The organism is Phormidium sp. FACHB-1136 (assembly GCF_014697375.1).
Taxonomy (GTDB): Bacteria; Cyanobacteriota; Cyanobacteriia; order Phormidesmidales; family Phormidesmidaceae; genus Nodosilinea.
In genome coordinates, this window is sequence record NZ_JACJRS010000010.1 from 1 (window position 1) to 21,984 (window position 21,984).

The 21,984-nt window shown below is 55.9% G+C and carries 16 protein-coding genes and 1 tRNA gene; 4 read left to right on the forward strand and 13 right to left on the reverse strand.

Going from position 1 to position 21,984, the window contains the following annotated elements; all coding sequences use genetic code 11:
- Positions 1-206 (forward strand): transposase (locus H6G62_RS04805; RefSeq protein ID WP_190492982.1); only part of this gene is annotated, 206 nt, incomplete at its 5' end.
- Positions 207-218: 12 nt separating this feature from the next.
- Here H6G62_RS04805 and H6G62_RS04810 read toward each other — a convergent pair.
- The 3 genes from H6G62_RS04810 to H6G62_RS04820 form a co-directional block, all read right to left on the reverse strand.
- Positions 219-2,954, reverse strand: a complete 2,736-nt coding sequence (locus tag H6G62_RS04810; RefSeq protein WP_190492983.1) for an N-6 DNA methylase — start codon at positions 2,952-2,954, stop codon at positions 219-221.
- An 828-nt stretch (positions 2,955-3,782) separates the two neighbouring features.
- Positions 3,783-5,912: a phosphate acetyltransferase gene (gene pta, locus H6G62_RS04815; RefSeq protein ID WP_190492984.1), complete on the reverse strand. Its 2,130-nt coding sequence runs from the start codon at positions 5,910-5,912 to the stop codon at positions 3,783-3,785.
- Between the two features lie 254 nt (positions 5,913-6,166).
- Entirely contained in the window at positions 6,167-6,547 is a 381-nt protein-coding gene (locus H6G62_RS04820; protein ID WP_190492985.1) for a VOC family protein, read from the reverse strand.
- 289 nt (positions 6,548-6,836) lie between these two features.
- Here H6G62_RS04820 and H6G62_RS04825 point away from each other — a divergent pair, with 289 nt between their 5' ends.
- A complete protein-coding gene (locus tag H6G62_RS04825; RefSeq protein WP_190492986.1) occupies positions 6,837-7,919 on the forward strand; it encodes a PIN/TRAM domain-containing protein in 1,083 nt (360 codons plus the stop codon).
- A gap of 52 nt (positions 7,920-7,971) precedes the next feature.
- Here the strand turns inward: H6G62_RS04825 and H6G62_RS04830 are convergent, their stop codons facing one another.
- Complete coding sequence (locus tag H6G62_RS04830) at positions 7,972-11,307, reverse strand: PAS domain S-box protein (RefSeq protein ID WP_190492987.1); 3,336 nt, start codon at positions 11,305-11,307, stop codon at positions 7,972-7,974.
- Positions 11,308-11,709: 402 nt separating this feature from the next.
- On the opposite strand from H6G62_RS04830, the gene H6G62_RS04835 reads away from it, so the two are divergent.
- Both H6G62_RS04835 and H6G62_RS04840 read left to right on the forward strand, forming a co-directional pair.
- On the forward strand, positions 11,710-12,138 hold the full coding sequence (locus H6G62_RS04835; protein WP_190492988.1) for a photosystem I reaction center subunit II PsaD: 429 nt from the start codon (positions 11,710-11,712) through the stop codon (positions 12,136-12,138).
- A 146-nt stretch (positions 12,139-12,284) separates the two neighbouring features.
- Positions 12,285-13,826: an anthranilate synthase component I family protein gene (locus tag H6G62_RS04840; RefSeq protein WP_190492989.1), complete on the forward strand. Its 1,542-nt coding sequence runs from the start codon at positions 12,285-12,287 to the stop codon at positions 13,824-13,826.
- A gap of 368 nt (positions 13,827-14,194) precedes the next feature.
- On the opposite strand, the gene H6G62_RS04845 is transcribed toward H6G62_RS04840, so the two are convergent.
- From H6G62_RS04845 to H6G62_RS04885, 9 genes are all read right to left on the reverse strand, one after another.
- Positions 14,195-15,229, reverse strand: a complete 1,035-nt coding sequence (locus H6G62_RS04845; RefSeq protein WP_190492990.1) for a hypothetical protein — start codon at positions 15,227-15,229, stop codon at positions 14,195-14,197.
- A 19-nt stretch (positions 15,230-15,248) separates the two neighbouring features.
- Positions 15,249-15,944: a GerMN domain-containing protein gene (locus H6G62_RS04850; RefSeq protein WP_190492991.1), complete on the reverse strand. Its 696-nt coding sequence runs from the start codon at positions 15,942-15,944 to the stop codon at positions 15,249-15,251.
- Between the two features lie 97 nt (positions 15,945-16,041).
- Positions 16,042-16,869 carry a DUF2993 domain-containing protein gene (locus tag H6G62_RS04855; RefSeq protein WP_190492992.1) on the reverse strand — a complete coding sequence of 276 codons (828 nt, stop codon included), beginning with the start codon at positions 16,867-16,869 and terminating at the stop codon, positions 16,042-16,044.
- A gap of 364 nt (positions 16,870-17,233) precedes the next feature.
- The gene (locus H6G62_RS04860; RefSeq protein WP_242051834.1) at positions 17,234-18,061 is read right to left on the reverse strand and encodes a M23 family metallopeptidase; all 828 of its coding nucleotides are present in this window, start codon (positions 18,059-18,061) and stop codon (positions 17,234-17,236) included.
- A 226-nt stretch (positions 18,062-18,287) separates the two neighbouring features.
- The gene (locus H6G62_RS04865) at positions 18,288-18,485 is read right to left on the reverse strand and encodes a hypothetical protein (protein ID WP_190492994.1); all 198 of its coding nucleotides are present in this window, start codon (positions 18,483-18,485) and stop codon (positions 18,288-18,290) included.
- 226 nt (positions 18,486-18,711) lie between these two features.
- Complete coding sequence (gene def / locus H6G62_RS04870; RefSeq protein WP_190492995.1) at positions 18,712-19,278, reverse strand: peptide deformylase; 567 nt, start codon at positions 19,276-19,278, stop codon at positions 18,712-18,714.
- A 93-nt stretch (positions 19,279-19,371) separates the two neighbouring features.
- The gene (locus H6G62_RS04875) at positions 19,372-20,250 is read right to left on the reverse strand and encodes a DMT family transporter (protein WP_190492996.1); all 879 of its coding nucleotides are present in this window, start codon (positions 20,248-20,250) and stop codon (positions 19,372-19,374) included.
- A gap of 129 nt (positions 20,251-20,379) precedes the next feature.
- Positions 20,380-20,456, reverse strand: a tRNA-Met gene (locus H6G62_RS04880).
- A gap of 118 nt (positions 20,457-20,574) precedes the next feature.
- Positions 20,575-21,930 carry a metallophosphoesterase gene (locus H6G62_RS04885; RefSeq protein ID WP_242051832.1) on the reverse strand — a complete coding sequence of 452 codons (1,356 nt, stop codon included), beginning with the start codon at positions 21,928-21,930 and terminating at the stop codon, positions 20,575-20,577.
- Between the last annotated feature and the right edge of the window lie 54 nt (positions 21,931-21,984).

The following is a 21,984-nucleotide window of genomic DNA, read 5'->3' on the forward strand; positions in this document are numbered from 1 at the left end:
TTTTAGAATTTCTGCCACCCTACAGTCCGGACTATAATTTAATCGAGTTAGTTTGGCACTCTGCAAAGGAATTCATTGCCAATCGTCTATTTGAGTCGATTGAGGATTTAGAAGCGCTTGTTCATAACCTGTTGAACGAAGGACAGCTTGTCATCAAATGGGATCGCAAGATCAAAAACAAAGGAAACACAATCAATGCAATTTAAATGCATATCAGCTTATCGTAGCCCTTCCCCATCAATGCCCGCTGCATTATAAAGCAATTCCTCAATTGTCTCTTCGGCTTCACGACGTTCACTATCATTTCCTAGTGTTTGTGCACGAATGACTTTTACTGCCTGGTTTGCAAGGTTGAGGGACAAGTCACTACCATTTGTAATTTCCCTTAAGACAGGAATTCTTTGTAAATGTTGTGGCTCAAACTTCTGAAAACCACCTCGAAATGAGGGGGTTATCTGGCTAAGATACTGATTAATGAGTTTACTATTTAAGTAAGCTAACAAAGGAAGTAGCATATCTGAATCATATGGAACAACTGCTGTTCCACCTACGAGATAAGTATTCCCTGTTTCATCTATCGAAAAAGCAGTTTCAGTTGCCAGATCACGAATTAGAAGCTTAGGGCTTTGGAGCCAATCCATATTACGCTTTCGTACTAATTCATACCACTTTAAACCACTAGCTTCTATGCTACCTCGATCAGCTAAAAGATCGCGATAACGTGATAAATATCCATAAGTTTGTGGGTAAGCAGTTTGAATTTCAGTCTCTTGAAGGACTGTGTTATTACGATATGGGTACACTAGAAAGCGAGTTGGTGTAATGACACCATATCTTTGAAGATCAGTGCCAAAAACAACAGGATGTAATAGTGACATTTCCGTGATATCAAAATCACCAAGACCATTAATTATTTTTGCTAAAACAGCATCCTCTGACTCAATTCTCACGATAAAAATATCATTTGCTCCAGTACGTATCCCTTGATAAATTCCAGCGACTTCACCCAAAGGTTCACTATTATTTTCAAGCCGAGTACGAACACGTCGTGCAGAGGGTGATATCAATAACCAAGGACTACTACCTCGTGGATACGATGAATCATAAGCCACAAGGGTTTTACTGCGTCTTTCTTCACCTCTAAAGTTGGCATTTAGCAAGAAAAAGGATAGAAATTGCGGGGATACATCTTGTACGTTAATAACTCGAACAGAGTCAGCTTGATTTTCAAATCTTGAGTTATGTCTTTGAGCAATAATAGTACCGATATAAGCGCTAGTACCCTCAAAGACTTCATTAGAACCAAAATCAACTACTGTTAGAAGATTAGTTTCCAGTGTTAATATTTCGCGAATAGTACTGGCATCTCGGTTCCTAAACAAACGGTTAGGTACAACCATCCCAAGCACTCCATGAGGATTTAGACGGCTCACTGCTAGTTCAACGAATAAATATGAATAATCATATTTCCCTTGTGCCGATCTAAACCGAGAGGATAATTCTTCACGATTAGGTGTGCGATTAGTTGCAAGAAATGGTGGATTTCCTAGAACTACATCGTATTTATCAGGTATTAATTCCCAAACTTCTTGACTTAAAGAATCACCCTGAATAACAATCTCTTCTAGACGGGGTAATGGAAGCGGATGTGGCTCTTCCGCAAAGCGAAGCCACAGCGCTAGTCGTGCCATTGTTACAGCACGCTCATCAACATCAACTCCAATAATATGCTTTCCATTTACTAGTTCTCGTGCCCAGTTCCTATGTGCATCATATGTTCGTAGTCTTTGAATAAGGGAATTAGTTGCAGCCACTAAAAAAGACCCCGAACCGCAAGCAAAATCTACAACCCTTGGAATAGTATCCGAGCGAATTTGATCACTTAGACAGTTTAAGCAGGACTCCGTTAAATACTGCACGATATATGTAGGTGTATAATAAACACCACCAGACTTTCGTACACTTATCCTCTCAACCTCACGAATTGGTTGTTGAAACAAACTTAGTTGTAGTTGAGATGGTGGCGCTACTGGAGCAAGAACAGTAGCTAAGTATTTTTCGTAAGCAAGTCCCAGAACATCAGCATCTATCCAGGCAAAGTTGTAGCGCAACCCTGGATATGGGATGTTATGAGGAACATAAAGATCATTAATTATGCCTCCCAAAACATTTTCCGGAATATGTTGAAGCGCATCAACCTCAAACAACTCGCTTCCGATAATATTTTTTGCTTGTTGAAGTAATGATCGAAGTCCTTGTAAATCAACATCTCCACTAGAGCTATAGATGGTTCGCAGTGATGCAAGATTTTGAGCAAGACAGCGATCCTCAACAGCACGCAAAACGAACAATTGAGCAAAGAGTGTCTGTAAATTCTCATCTACATTCTTTACACTTTTTGAATATCTCAAGGTTTCATCGCGCCAATAGTCAAGCCTTTCAACCAAAGCATCATCAACACTTCGCAGAAATTGATCTGGCTTATAAAATCGAGTGGCTACACGTTCAGTAAAACCTTCTCGAATTCGAGAAGGCGTAACAGCCTCGAAAATGTCAATATTACGCTCAAGTTCATCCCATTGCATGAATGGAAGGTGAAACCATGTGTTTCGCCTTAACCAATGAGAATTAAAAACCATAGCTCCATCCCTTGTGGCTACTAAACCCCAAGGGATTGATGCATGATACGCATAAAATGCAGCGTTATTCAGTAAACTTTGATCAAAATCACCTGTACCAACCGCAAAAATGGCAGCAGGCTGAGGTCCAATTAATCCACGAGTAATTTGTATTGTGCTAGGCTCTATGGTTATTGATCTTGTAGCAGATGCTCCTTCTGTCCAGCGCAGAGCTTCAGCCATTTCGTAGCTAAGATCTCTATCTACTCCTGAAGACTCTGAAGCAGTGCCAAGCTCTGAAGCTACTCTTCGGATATTGTCAATTAGAGTAGGCATAGTCCTAACTTTTAATTTGTAACAGCAAATACCCTTGAAACTCAGGGCTAGCGAGGTATCCTTCTTTTATAGAAGGATACCTCGCTATGATCAAAATATTTCTACTATACCTCACTTAGTGCATCTGCACTATTTTTCAAATTCTAAACGCTGGAATTTGATAAAAGTTCTGGAAGCCTCAGCAATCACTAACCATTATCAAGATGCTGCTAGGCAATATTTATTTGCAGGTAAGCTTCATGAACCATCCGTAGACCGATGCTGAGGGCTAACAACTTATTATACTGACGCTTTCCGTGTAACTGCCATTCATAGGGGAGTTACACCGCCAGTTTCCGTGTAATTCACCCTGAGCGGGTGCTTATACCGATGGTTTCCGCATAATACGCTTGAGCAGGGCAATTATACGGAAACCTTAATGAGAAGCTTAGCATTTAACCGCGTAAGGATGTACTATGAATAACATCGTTGATCTCAGTACATCAGTCCTGACATGACTCCCCCTCCTAAGTTGTTTGATCAAGTCCGTCAGGTGCTTCGGGTCAGGCATTTGAAACCGAGAAAAGCTACACCCACTGGATTAAGCGCTTTATGGCTTGCCACCAGATGAAGCCACCGAGGGAGGGGGGTGCTTTGAGATGAAATATCCTAACGAACCTGACGACAGCTATAGCGTTGTCCGAAGCCAGCACAATGATAGGCCCAGTCAAAAACGTTGGGGCGCACAGCGGTGCGCCCGTACGGGGAATTCTAGGCTAGAAATGGGCTTTTGAAAAAAGGGGCTGAGGTTGGGGCGAACGGCGGTGCGCCCGTACGGGGGATTTGGGGTTAGGGATTCTTCTCGGCCTGGGCTTGGATGGCGGTGATGGCGACGGTGTTGATGATATCGTCTACGGTGCAGCCTCGGCTGAGGTCGTTGACGGGTTTTTTTAGCCCTTGCAGAATGGGGCCGATGGCGATGGCTCCGGTTTCGCGCTGGACGGCTTTGTAGGTGTTGTTGCCCGTGTTGAGGTCGGGGAAGATCAGCACGGTGGCTTTTCCGGCCACTTTAGAGTCGGGCATTTTTTGGGAACCCACGGCGGCATCGACGGCGGCGTCGTACTGGATGGGGCCTTCTAGGAGCAGGTCGGGGCGGCGTTCGCGGGCAATTTGGGTGGCTTGGCGCACTCGCTCTACGTCTTCCCCTTGGCCAGAGTCGCCGGAGGAGTAGGAGAGCAGGGCGATTTTGGGTTCCACGCCAAAGGTGCGGGCGGTGTCGGCGGAGGAGATGGCGATTTCTGCGAGTTGTTCTGCGGTGGGGTTGGGGTTGATGGCGCAGTCGCCGTAGACCAGGACGCGATGCTCTAGGCACATGAAGAATACCGACGACACCACGGAAAAGCCCGGTTTCGTTTTCACAAATTGCAGGGCGGGGCGGATGGTGTGCTGGGTGGTGTGGATGGCTCCGGAGACCATGCCGTCGGCGTCACCCTTGTAGACCATCATGGTGCCAAAGTAGGAGACATCCATCATCACGTCGAGGGCATTATCGAGGGTGACGCCCTTGGCCTTGCGCAGTTCGTAGAAGGTTTCGGCGTAGTCCTGGAGGCAATCCTCCTGGGCGGGGTTGCGGATGGTGAGCTGATCTAGATCTAGGGTGATGGCGTGTTTGTTGAGGGCTTGCTGAATGTCGTGGTGGTTGCCCAACAGGGTAATGTCCACAATGCCCCGGTTGACTAGGACAGCCGCAGCCTTGAGGATGCGCGGGTCGTAGGCTTCCGGCAATACAATGTGCTGGCGATCCCGCTTGGCCTGCTCCATCAGGTTGTAGGTGAACATTTTGGGCGTCATGCCCTGCATCCGCACAGCGCTGATTTGTTTTTCCAGGCGCTCTAGGTCAACGTAGGTATCGAAGGCTTCGATACTGAGGTTGATTTTTTCCCGGTCATCGGGCAGTAGGGCGCTGTGAACTTCGTTGACCTGGGCGGCGGTGGTGAAGGTGTCGGTCTTCACCGAGAGGATGGGCAGGGGGTTGGCGATGCCCTCAATCAACCGAGCGATGGTGGGGTCGGGCTTGAGTCCCGCCGTCAACAACAGCCCCGCCAGGGAGGGGTAGCTGCTGGACTGGTGGGCCTGGAGCATTCCGGCGATGATGTCTCCCCGGTCGCCAGGGGTGATGATCAGGGCGTCCGGTTCCAGCCAGTTGAGGCTATTCTGCAACTGCATCGCCGCCACAATTCGGTTGGTGGCCAGGTTTCTGATCTGACGATGGCCGTAGAGCACCTCCGCCCCCAGTTGGGCGGCAATATCCCGCACCCTGGGGCTGCTGAGGCGATGCTGGTAGGGAATCACCGACAACAGCCAGCCCCGCAGGCCAAAATGCTGAAAGAGGGATTCCTTAATCGCCTCAATCTGCTCCGGGTCGGCCTTATTGATCACCACCCCCACCACATCGCAGCCGTGGCCCAGGTAGGCATCCACCGCCCGCTGCACGGGGTTGATCATTTCCTCCAGGGTGCGTCCGTAGGCACTGGCCAAAATCAGCACCGGAGCGCCCAGGTTTTTGGCCACCTCCTGGTTAAAGCCAAACTCAAAGGCCGAGTTCTCATCCAAATAATCCGACCCTTCGCAGAGGATAAAGTCCGCCCGACTTTCCAGCGCCTTGTACTTGCTGATAATCGTGTCGATCACCTCATCGGCCCGCTGTTCCGCCAGCAGATCGTTGGCCTCCGGGGCCAGTAACCCGTAGGATTCCTCGTAGCTCTGCTTCAGGTTGAAGTGACTGATCAGCAGATCAATGTCTTCGTCCCAACTCGGATGGGCCGGGTCGGTGGAACTGGCCCCATCCGGCACATGCACCAAGGGCCGAAAAAACTGCACCTGGGTGGTGCGCCGCAGAATCAGCTCAATAATGCCGAGGGAGACCAGCGCCTTGCCGCTGCCCGCCTCGGTGGTGCTGATGTAGAGAGAGTGGGTCATGGCGCAGAACCTCCGCCCAGGATAGGCCACCCCCATTCAACACCAGCCTGTGATGGGATCAGGGTTTATTAACGATGACTTTAGAACCAAGTCCTACTAGGGCGATGGGGCCAAATCTAACGTCGTGCAGAAGTTGTGAATGCCCCTCAATCAAGCCTTGCCGTAAGGATAAGCATCACTTCGTTGCACACGCCTCTCTGCCAAGAATGTTCATCAACCGCCCTGTTTGTTCAGGATTAACCCAGGGGATGTGCTCAACAGGGTTCATCCAGAACACAGGTCAACTCAATCACGTTACCGTCGGGATCTTGGGTAAACAACGCCGCTCGTCCAGAGGCACTGCGCTGCACGGGGCAACCCGCCTGCTCCAACACCGCCGCCATCGCCTCCAAATCCCTAACGGCCAAGGCCAGGTGGGCATAGCGACCCCACTTTTCCGTATCCTGAGGTCGTGAATAGGGCTTGTCTGCCACGATGAGATGAATCTGAAACCCGCCAATCTGGTACCACTGCCCCGGAAAGGAGAAGGGGCGTTCCACCGTCTGCAAACCCAGCACGCCGCCATAGAAGGCTTCGGCCTGGGCGAGGTCGCTGACGTTGAGGGCGACATGGAGCGAGGCGTGGGGGGAAATCATGGGAGTCGGGAGTTGGAAGTCGGGAGTCGGTGGACAAGGTAGGGACGGGGTGCCCCCGCCCAGGGGAATACCGTAGAGCGTAGGTTACAAAGGGGAGATGAGTCCGGGAACCCCTACCTTTAGCCACTAGAAATTAACGATATACTTTTGCCTGACTAGGTATTTCGTCGCATTCAGATCGGCAGAGTACACTGAGACTTGATATCTTCGTTTATTCAACACTCCTTTAACGTCCAAGTCCAAATTCACCGTTTATCCGCCGCCACCATCGCCCCTACGGCCAACCACCATGCTAGACGCACTCATTGTATTCTCCTTCATCCTAGCTGGCGCGGGGATCGGGTTCTATAGCATTGACCTGCTGCCACAGTCTATTTTGGCCCAAGTCACCAATATGGAGGGTCTGGGCACCGTAACGGCGGTGTTTGGCGGCCTGATTGGTACGGGATTGGGGCTGGTGGTGCAAACCAGCTATCGTCGCCTAGAACGACAGATTAAAGAACTTCCCCCCGACCGTTTGCTGGCCCGTGCTGTGGGGCTGGTGTTGGGGCTGTTGATTGCCAACCTGATGCTGGCCCCGCTGTTTTTGCTGCCGATTCCCGTTGAGTTTGGCTTCATCAAACCGTTGACGGCGGTGCTGGGGAGTGTGTTGTTTGCGGTGTCTGGCATGAACCTAGCCGATACCCACGGGCGATCTCTGCTGCGGTTGGTCAGCCCCAGCACGTTGGAATCGACCCTGGTGGCCGAGGGCACCCTGAAGCCCTCTAAAACCAAGGTGCTCGACACCAGTTGCATCATCGATGGCCGCATTGAGGGGCTTTTGGAAACGGGCTTCTTGGAAGGGCAACTTCTTGTTCCTCAGTTTGTGCTGCAAGAGCTTCAGCAAGTGGCCGATGCCTCCAACGACCAAAAGCGGGGCCGGGGTCGCCGGGGACTGGATGTGCTGAACCGCATCCGGGAGTCCCACCCTAATCGCGTACTGATTAACTCCGAGGACTACGACGACATCCCCACCGTGGATGCCAAATTGGTGAAGCTGGCCCAGGAACTCAATGCCGCCCTGCTCACCAACGACTACAACCTCAACAAAGTGGCCAGTTTCCAAGAGGTGCAGGTGCTCAACATCAACGACCTCGCCCAGGCCATTCGCCCCGCCTACCTACCAGGGGATGACATTGATCTGAAAATCCTCAAAGAAGGCAAGGAACCCTCCCAGGGTGTGGGTTATCTGAATGACGGCACCATGGTCGTGGTGGAAGAGGGCCGCGACTACATCGGGGAAGAACTGGAGGTCGTCGTCACCGGATCTCTGCAAACCTCTGCCGGACGGATGATTTTCGCCCGTCCCAAAACCTCGATGGTTACGCCGTAGCGCAAGGTTTAGCGAAGCAGTGGACATTTCCCAGGTATTGAGGGGATGCCGTTTAAGCGTTGGCCGATCCGAGGAGCGCCTGGATAAGGTCGAGCAGTTCCCGTAGGCGCACGGGTTTGCTGAGGTAGTCCGTTGCTCCGGCCTGGAGGCAGCGCTCCCGATCTCCCTCCATGGCTAGGGCGGTGAGGGCAATGATGGGCAGTTGGGCTAGGGCTGGGTGGTGGCGAATTTTTTGAATCGCTGTAATGCCGTCCATCTCCGGCATTTGGATATCCATCAGCACAATATCGGGGGGATTCGCCAAGACCGCATCTACGGCCTCTTGGCCATTGCTTGCCGTTTGCAGCCGATAGCCCTTGGCCGCTAGGTAGCTACTGATCGTCAGAATGTTCGCTTCGTTGTCTTCCGCCAGCAAAACCAGCGGAGCCGATGCGGTGGGGGGAGCAGAGGAGGACGTCATAGGTGTAACCACATCTGAAGGGGAGGAGGAATAGGAGGGATGAATCAGGGGCAGATCGAGGGTGAAACAACTGCCTACCCCCACGCTACTCACCAGGGACACCGTGCCACCATGGAGTTCCACAATGCGCTTGACCAGGGCCAGCCCCAGCCCTGTGCCTGTATATTGGCGATTGAGGGCACTATCAATTTGCACGAAGGGCTTAAATAGGCGGGATTGGTCGGCCTCGGCAATGCCAATGCCGTTGTCGCGAATCGCCAGATGCAGCCACTGATTCGTCGAAGACAGCGCGGCGGTGAGGGTGATTTCACCGCCCTCTGGGGTAAACTTCACAGCATTGTTGAGCAGGTTAATCAGCACCTGGCGCATCCGGCGTTCATCCAGCCATAGGATGGGCAGATGGGGGGCAATATCGGTGTTAACCTGGATTCGCTTTTTGACCGCCTGGGAGTGAATAAAGGCCAAACTGGCCGCACAAAGCTGGGACACGTCAGTGGGCTGAGGGTCTAGGGTAATTTGCCCCGCCTCAATTTTGGCCACGTCCAGAATGTCGTTGATCAAGGATAGCAGGTGGTTGCCGCTGTGTTCGATGGTGTGGAGGGCGCGATGCTGGGCCGCAGTCACGGGGCCAAAGGTTTCGTCCTCCATGCCCTCGGTCATGCCCAAAATAGCGTTGAGGGGGGTTCGCAGTTCGTGGCTCATGGTGGCCAGAAATTCGTCCTTGAGGCGGGTGGCGCGGGCCAGTTCTTGGTTCGAGAGGGCCAACTGCTGATTGCGTTCGCTGAGTTGATCCTGGGCCTGCTGCCGTTCCGCCAGTTCCCGCTGGAGTTGTTCAAACAGGCTGGCTTGGTAAATGGCAATCGCCAACTGATTTGCCAAGTGCTGGGCCAGGGCCACGTCCGCCTCACTCCACTGGCGGGGGCCATCGCACTGATGCACACAGAGCAAACCCCACAGCCTTGCCCCAGCCAGCAACGGTACCACCAGGCTAGCCTGTACCTGAAACTGGGCTAGCACCGAATGTTCGCCCGCGTCTAGGGCCAACAGATCGGGGACGCTAACGTAGGGATGGCCCTGGTAGAGGGGCTGGTAGGCGGCTCTCTGGCCATAGTCGGGCACGGGCACCGCCAAAATGGACGGCAGATTCTCCCCCACCGATTCCGCCACAAATTGCCCGGTTGGGCGATCACCCTGGTCATCAAACTGAAAAATGCCCACCCGGTCCGCCCCTAGCACCTGGCGAATGTCAGGACAGGCGGTATCAAAAATGGTTTGCAGGTCGAGGGACTGCCGAATCCGCTGGGTAATTTCCCGCAGCACCTTCTCCTGCTCCGCTCGCTGGCGTTCCTGCTGTTCCGCCCACACTCGGTCGGTAATATCCCTGGCGGCGGCGTAGATAAACGTTCCCCTGGGGGCCGACCGCCACTCAATCCAGCGGTATTGCCCATCCCGGCAACGATAGCGGTTGACGAAATTCAGCACCACACCGCCCTGATCTAGGCGACTCATCTCTTGCAGGGTACTCTCTAGGTCGTCGGGGTGAATAAAGTCTAAGAATTGCTGGCCCTCCAATTCCGCTAGGGGATAGCCCAGCACCGTCTCCCACTGCTGATTGAGGCGCACAAACCGACCGTCGAGGCTGGCAATGCAGAGCAAATCTAGGGCGACGGAAAAGAACCGATCCAACTCCTCGGTTTTCGCCGCCAGGGAGGTTTCCATCTGCTTACGGTCGGTGATGTCCGTCAGCATCAGAGTCATCCCCGTGTGGGTGCCCGCCCCGTCCACCATGGGGCTCACGGAGGCCAACATAATGCGCCGGGTGCCGTCCTGGCTGCGTAGGGGCAGTTCATACTGGCCTCCCTGCCCCTGCCGATGGTGTTGAAAATGGGCCTCCAGGGCAGGGCGATCCACCGTGTCTACAAACTGAAATAGCGACTGCCCTACCATGGCCCCTGGGTCAATGCCTAGGCTTTGGGCGAGGGCCAGGTTCCCCATGAGGGTATAGCCCTGGGCATCGATCACCCAAATACCCTCGCTGGCGGTGTCTACAATCTGGCGATACTGAGCCTCGCTGTGGCGCAGGGCTTGCTCCATGGCCTTGCGTTCGCGGATATCTCGGAAAATACCCTGAATAATCGGTCGATCCGGCAGGGAAATCACCGAGGCACTAATGTCCACGGGCACCACCTGGCCATCCCGCCGCCGAAAGTTCACATCTAGCACCTGGCAAACTTGCTGATTGGCCAACTGCTCAAAGGCGGCGATCACCCTGGGCAAGTCCTCCGGGGGATGGAGTTGGGTAAAGTGCATCGCGGAGAGTTCCGCCATGGTGTAACCCAGCAATTTTTCCGCCTGACGGTTCACCTCCAGAATGTGCCCCTCTAGGTCGGCGATCATAATCGCGTCACTAGCTCGATCCATCAATGCCTGGTAGCGGGTTTCGCGATCTTGAAGTATGGCAACGCGATCCCCAGGGCCAGCCTCCAAGGCAGACTGGGCCAAGGCAGACACCACCTCTGCCACGCTTTCAGCCACCACCAGGCCCACCAGACAATCCTGATCATCCACCACGGGCACAGGAAAGCCTTGGGTTAAGACGGTGGCCATCTCCGGCCAATCGGGCAATGCCGATGCTCGCCACACCGTCGCCGCTGGGGTCATGACCTGCTGCACCAAGACGTGATCCAAGGTCAACCCCTGGGCCAACCAGCACACCACATCCACCGCCCGCAGCATTCCCAGCACTCGCCCCTCGGCATCCACCACCACCGTACTAGCCCGCACCGACGGATGCAGGCTGTCCATCAATCCTGTTCCCAAGTCGCCCATCTGGGCTATCGCCACGGTAGCCGGAGTACTGGGGGCAACGGTTAACGGTGTAGGAACAATGGCCATGGCCCTTGGCAGAGATAGAGAATGGTTAAGCATGGGCATTGCCAATGAAGTGCCACCGATGGGTTCACTCAGAAGGTCACCCTGAGGAAGATATCTCTAGTTTTCACGAAAGACCGCCGAAACAAAACAGCGCTATCTCGGTACTTTGCAAGACTTCATAGACCCAGGGCTATCGTAGGAATACAGCCTAGCCTAGCCCCGGAATTCTGTAACGGCACGGCCCCGGTAATGGGGCCGCTCGGATGGACTCAAGGCTTGGCCAGTCAGGGGTTCTAGCCCATCGCCCTAGGCCATTCCAAAGGCACGGTGGGCCTGCGACATCCGGCGATCCGGCGGGGCTTCTCTGAAGAACTGTTACACTTCCTCAACAATTGGTATTACTGTCTAGGGTTGCGATGATAGGATTCCCAACAAACGGTTGAGAGATAGGAATTCATGACTGAAACGCTTACAGGTCAAACACCTATTTTCGGGGGCAGCACCGGCGGCCTTCTGACCAAAGCCCAGGTGGAAGAAAAATACGCCATCACCTGGACGAGTTCTAAGAAGCAGGTTTTTGAAATGCCCACGGGGGGCGCGGCCATGATGAACGAAGGGGACAACCTTCTGTATCTGGCCCGCAAAGAGCAGTGCCTCGCCCTCGGCACCCAGCTCCGCACCAAGTTCAAGCCCAAAATTGAAAATTACAAAATTTACCGCATCTATCCCAGCGGTGAAACCCAGTATCTGCACCCCGCCGATGGCGTCTTCCCTGAGAAGGTGAACGAAGGCCGTACCGCCGTGGGCAGCGTGGCTCGCAATATCGGTTCCAACCCCGATCCCGCCACCGTCAAATTCAGCGGCAAGGCTCCCTACGAAGTCTAGGCCAGCCCGTTTGCCCAGGACTTTGCTTTCGCGGTAACGTTCTACTCCTTTTGGTTGTTCTCTCTGTTGCAAACATCTATATCCTGATACCTGGGGCATGGCAACGCTATGCCCTTTTTACTTTTCTCGGTCTGTAGAAGAATTCCATGATTTCCCCGTCCTTTCAGCAGTTCCAAGCCTACGCCAGCCAGGGTAATTTTGTTCCGGTCTACCAAGAATGGGTGGCGGATTTGGACACCCCCGTTTCGGCCTGGTATAAGGTCTGCGCGGGGCAACCCTACAGCTTTTTGCTGGAGTCGGTGGAGGGGGGCGAAACCCTGGGCCGCTATAGTTTCCTCGGCTGTGACCCACTGTGGGTGATGGAAAGCCGGGATGAAGTCTCCACCCAAACCCACCGGGACGGCACCGTGAACCGCTTTGAGGGTAACCCCTTCGAGATTTTGGCAGATTGCCTCGCCCCCTTCCATCCGGTAAAAATTCCAGACTTACCGTCGGGGATTGGCGGCCTGTTTGGCTTTTGGGGCTATGAGTTAATCCGCTGGATTGAACCCACCGTCCCCATCCATCCCGCCACGGAAGGCGACCTACCCGATGGCCTGTGGATGCAGGTGGATAGTCTGCTGATTTTCGACCAAGTGCAGCGCAAGGTCTGGGCCATCGCCTACGCCGACCTGCGCGATCCCAATCGAGATTTGCAAGAAGCCTACGAGGAAGCCTGTGGTCGGGTGCGCCAGTTGGTAGATAAACTCACCCTGCCCCTCTCCGAACAGCAGGGACGCTTACCGTGGGCACCACCGGGGCATCAGACTGGGGAACCCCTAGCCTTCACCAGCAACCGCACCCCGGAGGAATTCTGTGCCTGTGTGGATCGGGCCAAGGCGCATATCCAGGCCGGGGACATTTTCCAGGTCGTCATCTCCCAGCGGCTTTCCACCGAATACAGCGGCGCACCCTTCGACCTGTACCGCTCCCTGCGGCAGATCAACCCCTCCCCCTACATGGCCTACTTCAATTTCCAGGACTGGCAGATCATCGGATCCAGCCCGGAGGTGATGGTAAAAGCCACCCTAGCCGACGGGCCAGAGTCTCCCCGTATCGCCACCGTGCGCCCCATTGCCGGAACCCGCCCCAGGGGCAAAACCGCCGCCGAAGACAAAGCCTACGAAACCGACCTGCTGGCTGATCCCAAGGAAATTGCCGAACACGTCATGCTGGTGGATTTGGGCCGCAACGACCTAGGCCGGGTCTGCGCCAGCGGCACCGTGCGGGTGGATGAACTGATGGTGGTAGAGCGCTACTCCCACGTCATGCACATCGTCAGCAATGTGGTGGGGGAGCTGGAACCCAGCAAAACCGCCTGGGACTTGCTGAAAGCCTGTTTCCCAGCGGGTACCGTCAGCGGTGCGCCCAAAATTCGTGCCATGCAGATCATCCACGACCTCGAACCCTGCCGCCGTGGCCCCTACTCCGGCGTCTACGGCTACTACGACTTCGAGGGCCAGCTCAATACCGCCATCACTATCCGCACCATGATTGTGCAGGCCAAGCCCGATGGTGGCCACACCGTCAGCGTCCAGGCTGGGGCGGGTCTGGTGGCCGATTCCGTGCCCCAAAGCGAGTACCAAGAAACCCTCAACAAAGCCCGTGGAATGCTAGAAGCCATCCGCTGCCTGCAAACGCCCCAATGATGATCGGCCCCCCAGCCTCCCACCGCCCAACAACAAGGGCGAGGTCTCCTCGCCCGCTGATACCGGGGGTAAGCAGGCCGGATTTAGGATCAGGCCATCAGGGGGATGGCGGGGAAAATATTTAAAACAAGGAAGAAAATATTTAAAACAAGGAATATTTAAAACAAAAGAGATGCCGACGACTGGCCGTGTTTCGTCTCGGCATCTCCTCTGGTTCGCTCCTCACACGCTCATTATTATAGTTAAGGTTTTTAGAGATGTCATCCTCATAGCAGCAATTTATGACTAGGATTTCTTATAGCCTTAGCTCAACTTAAGGGAATAGGGTAATCAATAGATGGCCACCGTCCATGGCCATAACCGCGAACCTAAAGCTGGGTGGGGGCTGTGGCCTGGAGCCAGCCCTGGAGCAGGTGGGCCAATCCTTGGGAAACTCCTTGCAATAGCAACACCGTCGCAGGCTCCCCAGACTGGCCCACGATGTCCCGCAGCCATAGGTCAGCCGCTTCACAGAGGTGATATCCCTTGATAAATCCCTGGTTGAGGATCTGGGGTGGCAAAGGGTTTTCGGTCGTTAGGGACGGCTGAACCAGATCATCCAGGGCCAGGTGATCCACCAGGGCGATTATGGCGCGTAACAGTTGCAAACCAGAGGGAGAACTGGGGGCCAGGGCCGTGAGCCCGTTGGCTAGGTCTACGGGGGGGGTGGGAAAATTGGGGGACAGGGGTAGGGGCCACAGAGGGGAACGCTGGGCCAACTGGTGACAGCGCATGTGGGTATATTGCAGCAGCGCCAGGGGAGACAGGTGTAGGACTTCCGCGAGGGGAGCTTGCTTTTGGGGAAAGGGAATCGGGGCTGAGTCCGTGGGGTTGGGCGGCGGTGGGCAGGTGTGGGTAAAGGCCCAAAGCCATGCTCCTAGAGCGAGGGCGGTGGGGCGCAACACAATTTGCCCGCTGGGGAGTGCCTGGGCGGTGGTGTGGGCACTCAGATAAATTTTCCAGTCGGCCCACAGAGGCACTGGGTTGAGGGAATCTGGGTTGGGGAAATCTGGGTTGCCTCTCCCCAGTGTGATCGGGTCGGGAGACCCGGCCCCTAGTTTTTTGGGGAGGGTAGCCTGGGAGAGATCCACCCACTGGGCCACTAGGGTGGTGGTAAGGGCATCTGGGATCGCTCCTGACTTCGTATTGGGATGGTTGGTGCTGGGGTGGGCGGTGCTGGGGCGATAGAGGTAGGCAATATCCTGCCGATCTCGACTAAAGCGAAGCTGGGGTAATGAATCGCCAAGATTGGTTGCGTGGGGCCACCCGTGATGCCTACAGCCCAAAGTAGCCCTAGCCACCACAGGAGCCAGGGCTTGGGCCAAACACCCTTGCAGGGAGAGGGCGGACGGGATCTCTGCCAAAACAGAACCGAATGCGGAACTAGAAGCCAAAGCCTTGGTTAAAGTCGGCGCGGGTCATGGGTTGGCTCACCTCTAGTCCTTCGCCACCCAGGAGAGTGAGGGGTTGGCCATCCACCGAAATCCACACTGGAGCGTTGGGGTCGAAGGCGGTGGCGGTGTAGATCACTTGGCCAAGGCGTCCGGTCATGGCGGCGCTGCCCCCGCCGCTGGTAAAGTCGGCAGAAAGATCGACGTGGATGCCGTCGTCCTCCACTGTGGCGGCCAGCAGTTGGGTTTGTTCGGGAATGGTGGTGAAGGCGTCTGGGTCGGCGTCGCCCGGACTGGTGAGCAGGGCATCAAAGGCGGCTTTGACCTGGGCATCGGGGGAGGCATCGCCCGCCACAGTAATGGCTGTGGGCACCAGTTGGAGTTGCCCATCTTGATCCTTCAGCCAAAAGATTTGCCCCGTTTTTTCATCGGCGGGAACGGGGGCCGTCGGGTCGCCCTGGGATACGTCAGGCACCGTAGGATCGGTGGCGGGTTCCGTTTGCGGTGGCAGGGTTTGATCGGTCTGGCCAGGGGTAACCTCTAGGGGCGGGAACTCGGCCACGGGAGGCACCGGATTGAGGGTGCGCCACGTCAACCAGGCCACCGACCCCCCAGACGCCAGCACTAAGGTTGCCAGCCCCGCCGCCAGACCCAGGGGAATACGACGCAACTTATCTTTATAGTCCATGGGGGCCTCCCAAACGAGATCACACTGTCAGGCTAGATCAAATTCGCCGCAATGATGGCATAGATGGGACAGCTTCACCGCTGTCTATCGTTGCGATCTACGGGGTCTGTTCTGGTGAGGTCTGCGGCTGTAAAAAGGGGGAATTGGGGTCGAGGCGGGCAAAGAGGGCGATATCCAGTTCGTTGTCTCGGACATTGAAGGCCAAAATGCGCGAGGTCAGCCCCCAGGCTTCGAGCCGCCGTAGGGAAAATTCCTGGCTGGCTCCCTCGGCGAAGGTCGTGACCAGTCCCGGTGGGGCTAATTCCCCTTCAATTTCTAACCGAGGCTGGATCAGTTCAAGCCGATGGCCGTTAACCACCGCCACTCCCGTTTCTAAGACGATGGGAATGGTATCGGCCAGGACACGATCCTCCAAATCCACCATCAGCCGGAAGCGGTCGCCGTCTAGGAACTCTAGGGTGGGGTTGGCGAGGCCGTAGCGTTGCTGTTCCCGCGCTCCCACCTCTCCTGGCAGACTGAACTGAAGGGTATCTAGCCAGGTTTGCACCTGGGGCGAGGCCAAGAAAGCGTTGATATCGGTGGCCTGAAGTCGCAAGCGCAGGGCTGCTTGGGCCGGGGTATTGAGCTTGAGTTGCCCCCGTTGCAAAGCTCCCACATCCACCGCTACGGGGTCGGTTTCGAGGTCAATAGCAGCAATGCGAAGGTCGGGCAGTTGGCGCGGATAAATGCCCCTGGCGGCTAGGCGAACCTGGTCAATGCGTCCGTGGATGACCTGGTAGTTGGGCACATTGTCAATGCGCACCGAGAGATCATCCACCCCCGCCACCTGACGCCGCAGGGCATCGGCGGCGAGGGTATCGAGCACCACCCCCGCCGGGGTCACAAGGGCCATGAGGGCACTGGCGATAATGGCAACAATCTCCATGGGTACCTCTCCCTTATCTACACCGTTGATGGGCAGCGTTATCTAGCAAATCCGTCTCAGGGCAAAACCATTGCCCATCGTTAGCCTAGGATGACAGATCTCCTAGCCAAGTCTACTGGTTCTTCCTCGGTGTAGACGAGCCACGGCCCCCGCTGTAGTTCTTTGAGTCCTCCCAAATCCGAGTTGGATAATCCCGATTCCTAGCCCAGTAAACCGTAGGGGCAAGGTCTCCTCGCCCGCTGGTACCGGGGGCAAACAAGCCGGATTTAGTATCACCGCTACCGTTTGTCGGGCGGAGAATCGGGATTTCCAATTCAGATTGAGGATCAGGCCAACACGTACCCATCGGCAGACATCGCCCCCCTTACTCAAATCCCCGTTCGCGCCAGGGCACGGGGTCTACCGCAACGCCGTGGACATACAGCCCCCAGTGCAAGTGTGGCCCGGTGGAGGCTCCGGTGGAACCGACAGCCCCAATAACTTGGCCTGCCTGTACAAAATCCCCCTCATTCACATCAATGCGGCTGAGGTGAATCATAATGCTGAGGACGCCCTGGCCATGATCGATGCCGACGGTGTTGCCGTGGAGTTCAAAGCCGTCGGATACGCGACCCACCAAGCCAATGAGCCCCGCTGCCGGAGCCACCACGGGCGATCCGGTGGGGGCAGCGTAGTCTACCCCCCGGTGGTAGTAGTCTTGGGCAAACACGCCATTGTAGTAGCGGCGCACGCCATAGATCGTGCTGACTCGGCCTGGGTTGGGTCGCACCATGGCCCCACTCCAAAACCGTTCCGGCGTCACCAGTTCTTTAAAGGCAGCGACCCGCGCAAATTCGTGATCGGTGCCAAGGCTACTTTGGCCGGGGGGCAGGGTGATGCGCTGGGTAGGGAAGGTGCGGTTGCGTAGGCCAACGGCCAAGTTGCGACTGCCGCCCTCCCCCACCACCTGAATGGTGAGGTTGCCGGGGGCATTAAGCGGGCTGGTGGGAATCAGCGCCCGAAAGCGATTCCCGGATAGCGGAAACACCGGATAGCGGGTACCGTTGTTCACCGTGACGACGGGCAGTGCCGATCCAGGGCTGGCCTGCACCGTCACCGAAATGGTGTCCCCCAGTTGAGGACTGGTGGGGGAAAGCACCACGTCATAGGCGTTAGCGCGTTTGGCCAGCACGAGACTCGCAGATCCGGCCATCAGCCCCGTAAGCACGGCGCGGCGAGTCCATTGGCGGTTTCCTGTGATGTGTTCCATAGACGTTGTGTGAGGTCGCTGGCTAGAGGGTATCACCAATGACGGGTTTTATACGCCCTGGAGTTCCGTGGCCACATATCTTAGAGACACCTATCCCAGAAACACCTATCCCAGAAGCACAACCTCTAGAGACATACACCATCATGAATGGCATCACCTGGTACGACCGCTAGGGTTGATTCGCCTTAGCGTCCTTTACCGCCGCATAGAACAGCACTCCCACCAACGGCACACACAGGCCGAGGATGATCGTCGTCGGCACCGTGCCCCAATCGGGATTCCCGGAGGAAAGCTCAAACACAGAACCCACCGCTGCAATACCCGCAATGCAGGAACCCGCCAAATACAAACCACTCTTTGGGGTCACAACCCTACTCCTCTTTAGATAAATCGGTCGATAAACAATGATATGGGGATCCCCCCTGCCCCCCTTGTGAAGGGGGGATCTGAGGCTGCTTCAGGGGTTCCCTTTTGTCGAGGGCTTCGAGTTCGCTTCAAAGTCCCCCTTCTCAAGGGGGATTTAGGGGGATCCCTCGCCTTGGTCGTTCGTCCCCAAGCTCTAGGCGCACCCTATTCCCGGAGCCCCAGGTGCCCTAGGACTTCACAGGCTGGACATCCTTGGCGAAGAACCCATTTTTCTTCAGTTCTTGGTTCAGGGCTAGGCTGTTATCCACCCGATCCACAAACAGCACCCCCGTGAGGTGATCCATTTCGTGGAGGATGCAGCGGGCCAGCAAATCAGCGGCCTGAATTTTCTGGGGCCGTCCGTTTTCGTCTTTGAAGGAGACCTCAATGGCGGCGGGGCGCACCACGTCTAAAAAGACGCCGGGAATGCTGAGGCACCCTTCCTGCCCCACGGCCAGTTCCTTAGAGACGCGGAGAATTTTGGGGTTCACCAGCACCAGGGGCGGCGCAGCGGCATTTTCTGGATCCACATCTACCACAATCAACTGCTTGTTAATCGCCACCTGGGGCGCGGCCAACCCAATGCCATCGGCACTATACATGGTTTGCAGCATCTCTTTGACCAGGACGCGCAGCTCGTCGTCCACCTTGGCCACCCGTTTAGCGGGCTGGCGTAGCACCCGATCCCCCAGGGTGTGAATGTCCAGGGGCGGCTGTTTTACTTTGGTTTTGTTGACTTGAATGGTGGCGGCCATAGGTTAATGCTGGGTTGCGTCGTAATAGGTAGCTGTATATAGCTGTTGTTACTTATCCTAACAACTCAAATTCACTTCGAGATAGCCCCGGCCCTAGTCAATTTCCTGGCTACCTTGCCAACTGGAGGCGAGGGTGGTTCCCAAAATCAGCCCGCCGCCCAGGATCGTGCGTAGGGTAGGAATTTCCCCCAGCAGCACCGCCGCCAAAACAATGCCATAGACGGGTTCCAGGCCACTAATCACGCTGGCCACCTGGGTTCGCAATACCGCTAGGCTCTCGATAAATAACGTGTGGGCCAAGGCCGTACACAGCACCCCCAGCACCAGCAGCCAAGCCCAGTCCTGCGCCACCACCGCAAAGCTCGGTAACGGGTGCAGCACCGCCCAAAGGCCCAAACTCAGGCAAGCCCACAGATTCTGCTGAAAGGCGATAGTCAACGCCCCGTAGCGCTGTCGATAGCCCTTGTTCAGCAATTGCAGCAGCGCAAAGGAAAACCCCGACAGCAGTCCCCAGATCGCCCCTTGGCTGGCCGCAGCCCCCAGCCGATAGTCCGGTACCACCAAGGCCACACCCAGCACCACCAACAGAGCTATCACCCCATCCCGCCAGCGCCAGCGGGTACCCAGAAAGATCGGCTCCAGCACCGTCACAAACACCGGAAAGCTAGAAAACGTCAACAACCCAAGGGCCACGGTGGAAAGCTGAATACTGCGAAAAAAACTTACCCAGTGGAAAGCCAGCAGTATCCCCAACAGCGCCAACCCCAGACCCTCTCGCCCCATTGTCGGACGCAGCCGTTGCCGTTGCCTAACCAACCACATCCCCAAGGTCAACGCCGCCAACCCTGTGCGCCCCAGCACAATGGCCGTCGCAGGCCAATCCAGCAGTTTGCCAAACAGCCCCGCCAAGCCAAACAAAAACACCGCCAAATGCACCTGCACTAGCGCCCGCCCTCGGTGCCGTCCATTCATCGGTGGGTAGTCAGATGGCGTGTTATCAGTGTTATGGTCAGCGTCCTGAGTGTTGTTCGCCACACTTCCCCCCTATCCCCCAGTCATGAAAAAAGCCCTCAGATTTCTCTGAAGGCTTTTTTGCAGGTTTGGTGGCGGGGCATGGATTTGAACCATGGACCTTCGGGTTATGAGCCCGACGAGCTACCAGACTGCTCTACCCCGCGTCGTCGCTTTGCTACTATAGCGCAAAACTGTCCGGGATAGTCGCGCTTTTATAGATTTCCCCAGATTTCCCTAACTTTTCCCCAGGGGGTAGGGTTTTGCTGGTTCTGCACCAGGGGCCTAGGCGGCGTAGGTGGGTCGCCAGGGCCAGGTGGCGTGGATGCGGGTAGGGCGTTGGGCAATGCATTGGTCAGCACTCAGGCGTTGTTGGCAAACGGCTTTGTCCGCTGGGGTGAGGTCGCTGTATGGCACATCGCGGCGCAGAATGAGACCGTTGTGGCTGACCAGAAAGCGGGGCAGGGTGGTGTCGTCTACTCGGCGCAGGGTGGTGATGTCGTAGGTGGTGTAGGTGGTGAGGTTGGGGTCGGCAAAGTCGATGTCGATGACGGTGAGCGCTTTCCAGGGGGCGAGGCTGCCATCAATCAACGCACGGGGGCCAGAGCCGAGTAATCCGGCATGGAGCAGTTGTAGGTTGCCCCGGTGGGCGGGGTAATAGGCGTGCTGGTGGCCGCTGATCAGGGTGTGAACGTTGTGGCGTTCGAGGATGTCCTGAAGTTGGGGGGCATTGGCTAGCACTTCCCCCGGTTGGTCGCGCCGCTGGGCCACCCCGTAGAGGGGCAGGTGGCTCAACACCATGCGGGCCTTGGCAGATTGAGCGGCCTCGCTGGAGAGGGCCGACTCTACCCAGGCCAATTTATCGGCGGGAATTTGGCTGGAGGAGCCATCCCAGGCCATAAAAAACACCCCGTTTTGCTCGAAGGTGTAGAAGAAGGGAAAGTCGGTGCGGTCGATGAAGTTCACCCCTGGATCGTGGGCCGGGGCGTTCCAGTAGGCCGAGGCTAAATCCCGCTCCTGCTGAAAGATGAACTGATTATTTTGGCCCCTAGCGCTGGAGGCATCGTGGTTGCCCAGGGTGAAGCCGTAGGGAATGCCCTGCTGCCGCAGCGGTGCCGCCACATGGTCATCAAAGGCTTGCCACATGGCATTGACCTGATCCACCGTGAGGGACTGCTTTTGCCCCGCCACCATATCGCCGCTGCACACCACCGCATCCGGCTGCCAAAAGGGCACTAGGGCAATGGCCTTGTCCACTTCGGGGTCGTAGTCGGTGGAGCCATAGGCGCTGTTGAGGTCGCTGATTACCACTAGGCGCACATCCTTGCGGGGTGGGTTATACAGCCCCTCTGGCCCAGCGCTGGCGATGATGGCCTGGGCCTCCGCCGACAGTACCGGGGCTTCCGTCGGACTATCCGCTGATGCCGCATTGTCCGCGACTTCTTCCATGGACGATCCCCCCTCACGGACGATATTAGGGCTGACCTCCGCCGTGGCTCCAGCCCCAGGAGTAGCCGGATCCGCCGACAGCAGCACCCGCTGGGAACAGGCCAAACAAATCGCCAAAATCAGCCCCAGGCTGAGACCCGTGACAAAGCGTTGAACGTGGGGAGACATCGGACGGGAAAACGTGGGGCGCATGGTGTTGTGTCTAATCCGTGGGGTCTAATCCGTTTCGGCCAAGCAGAGAACCAT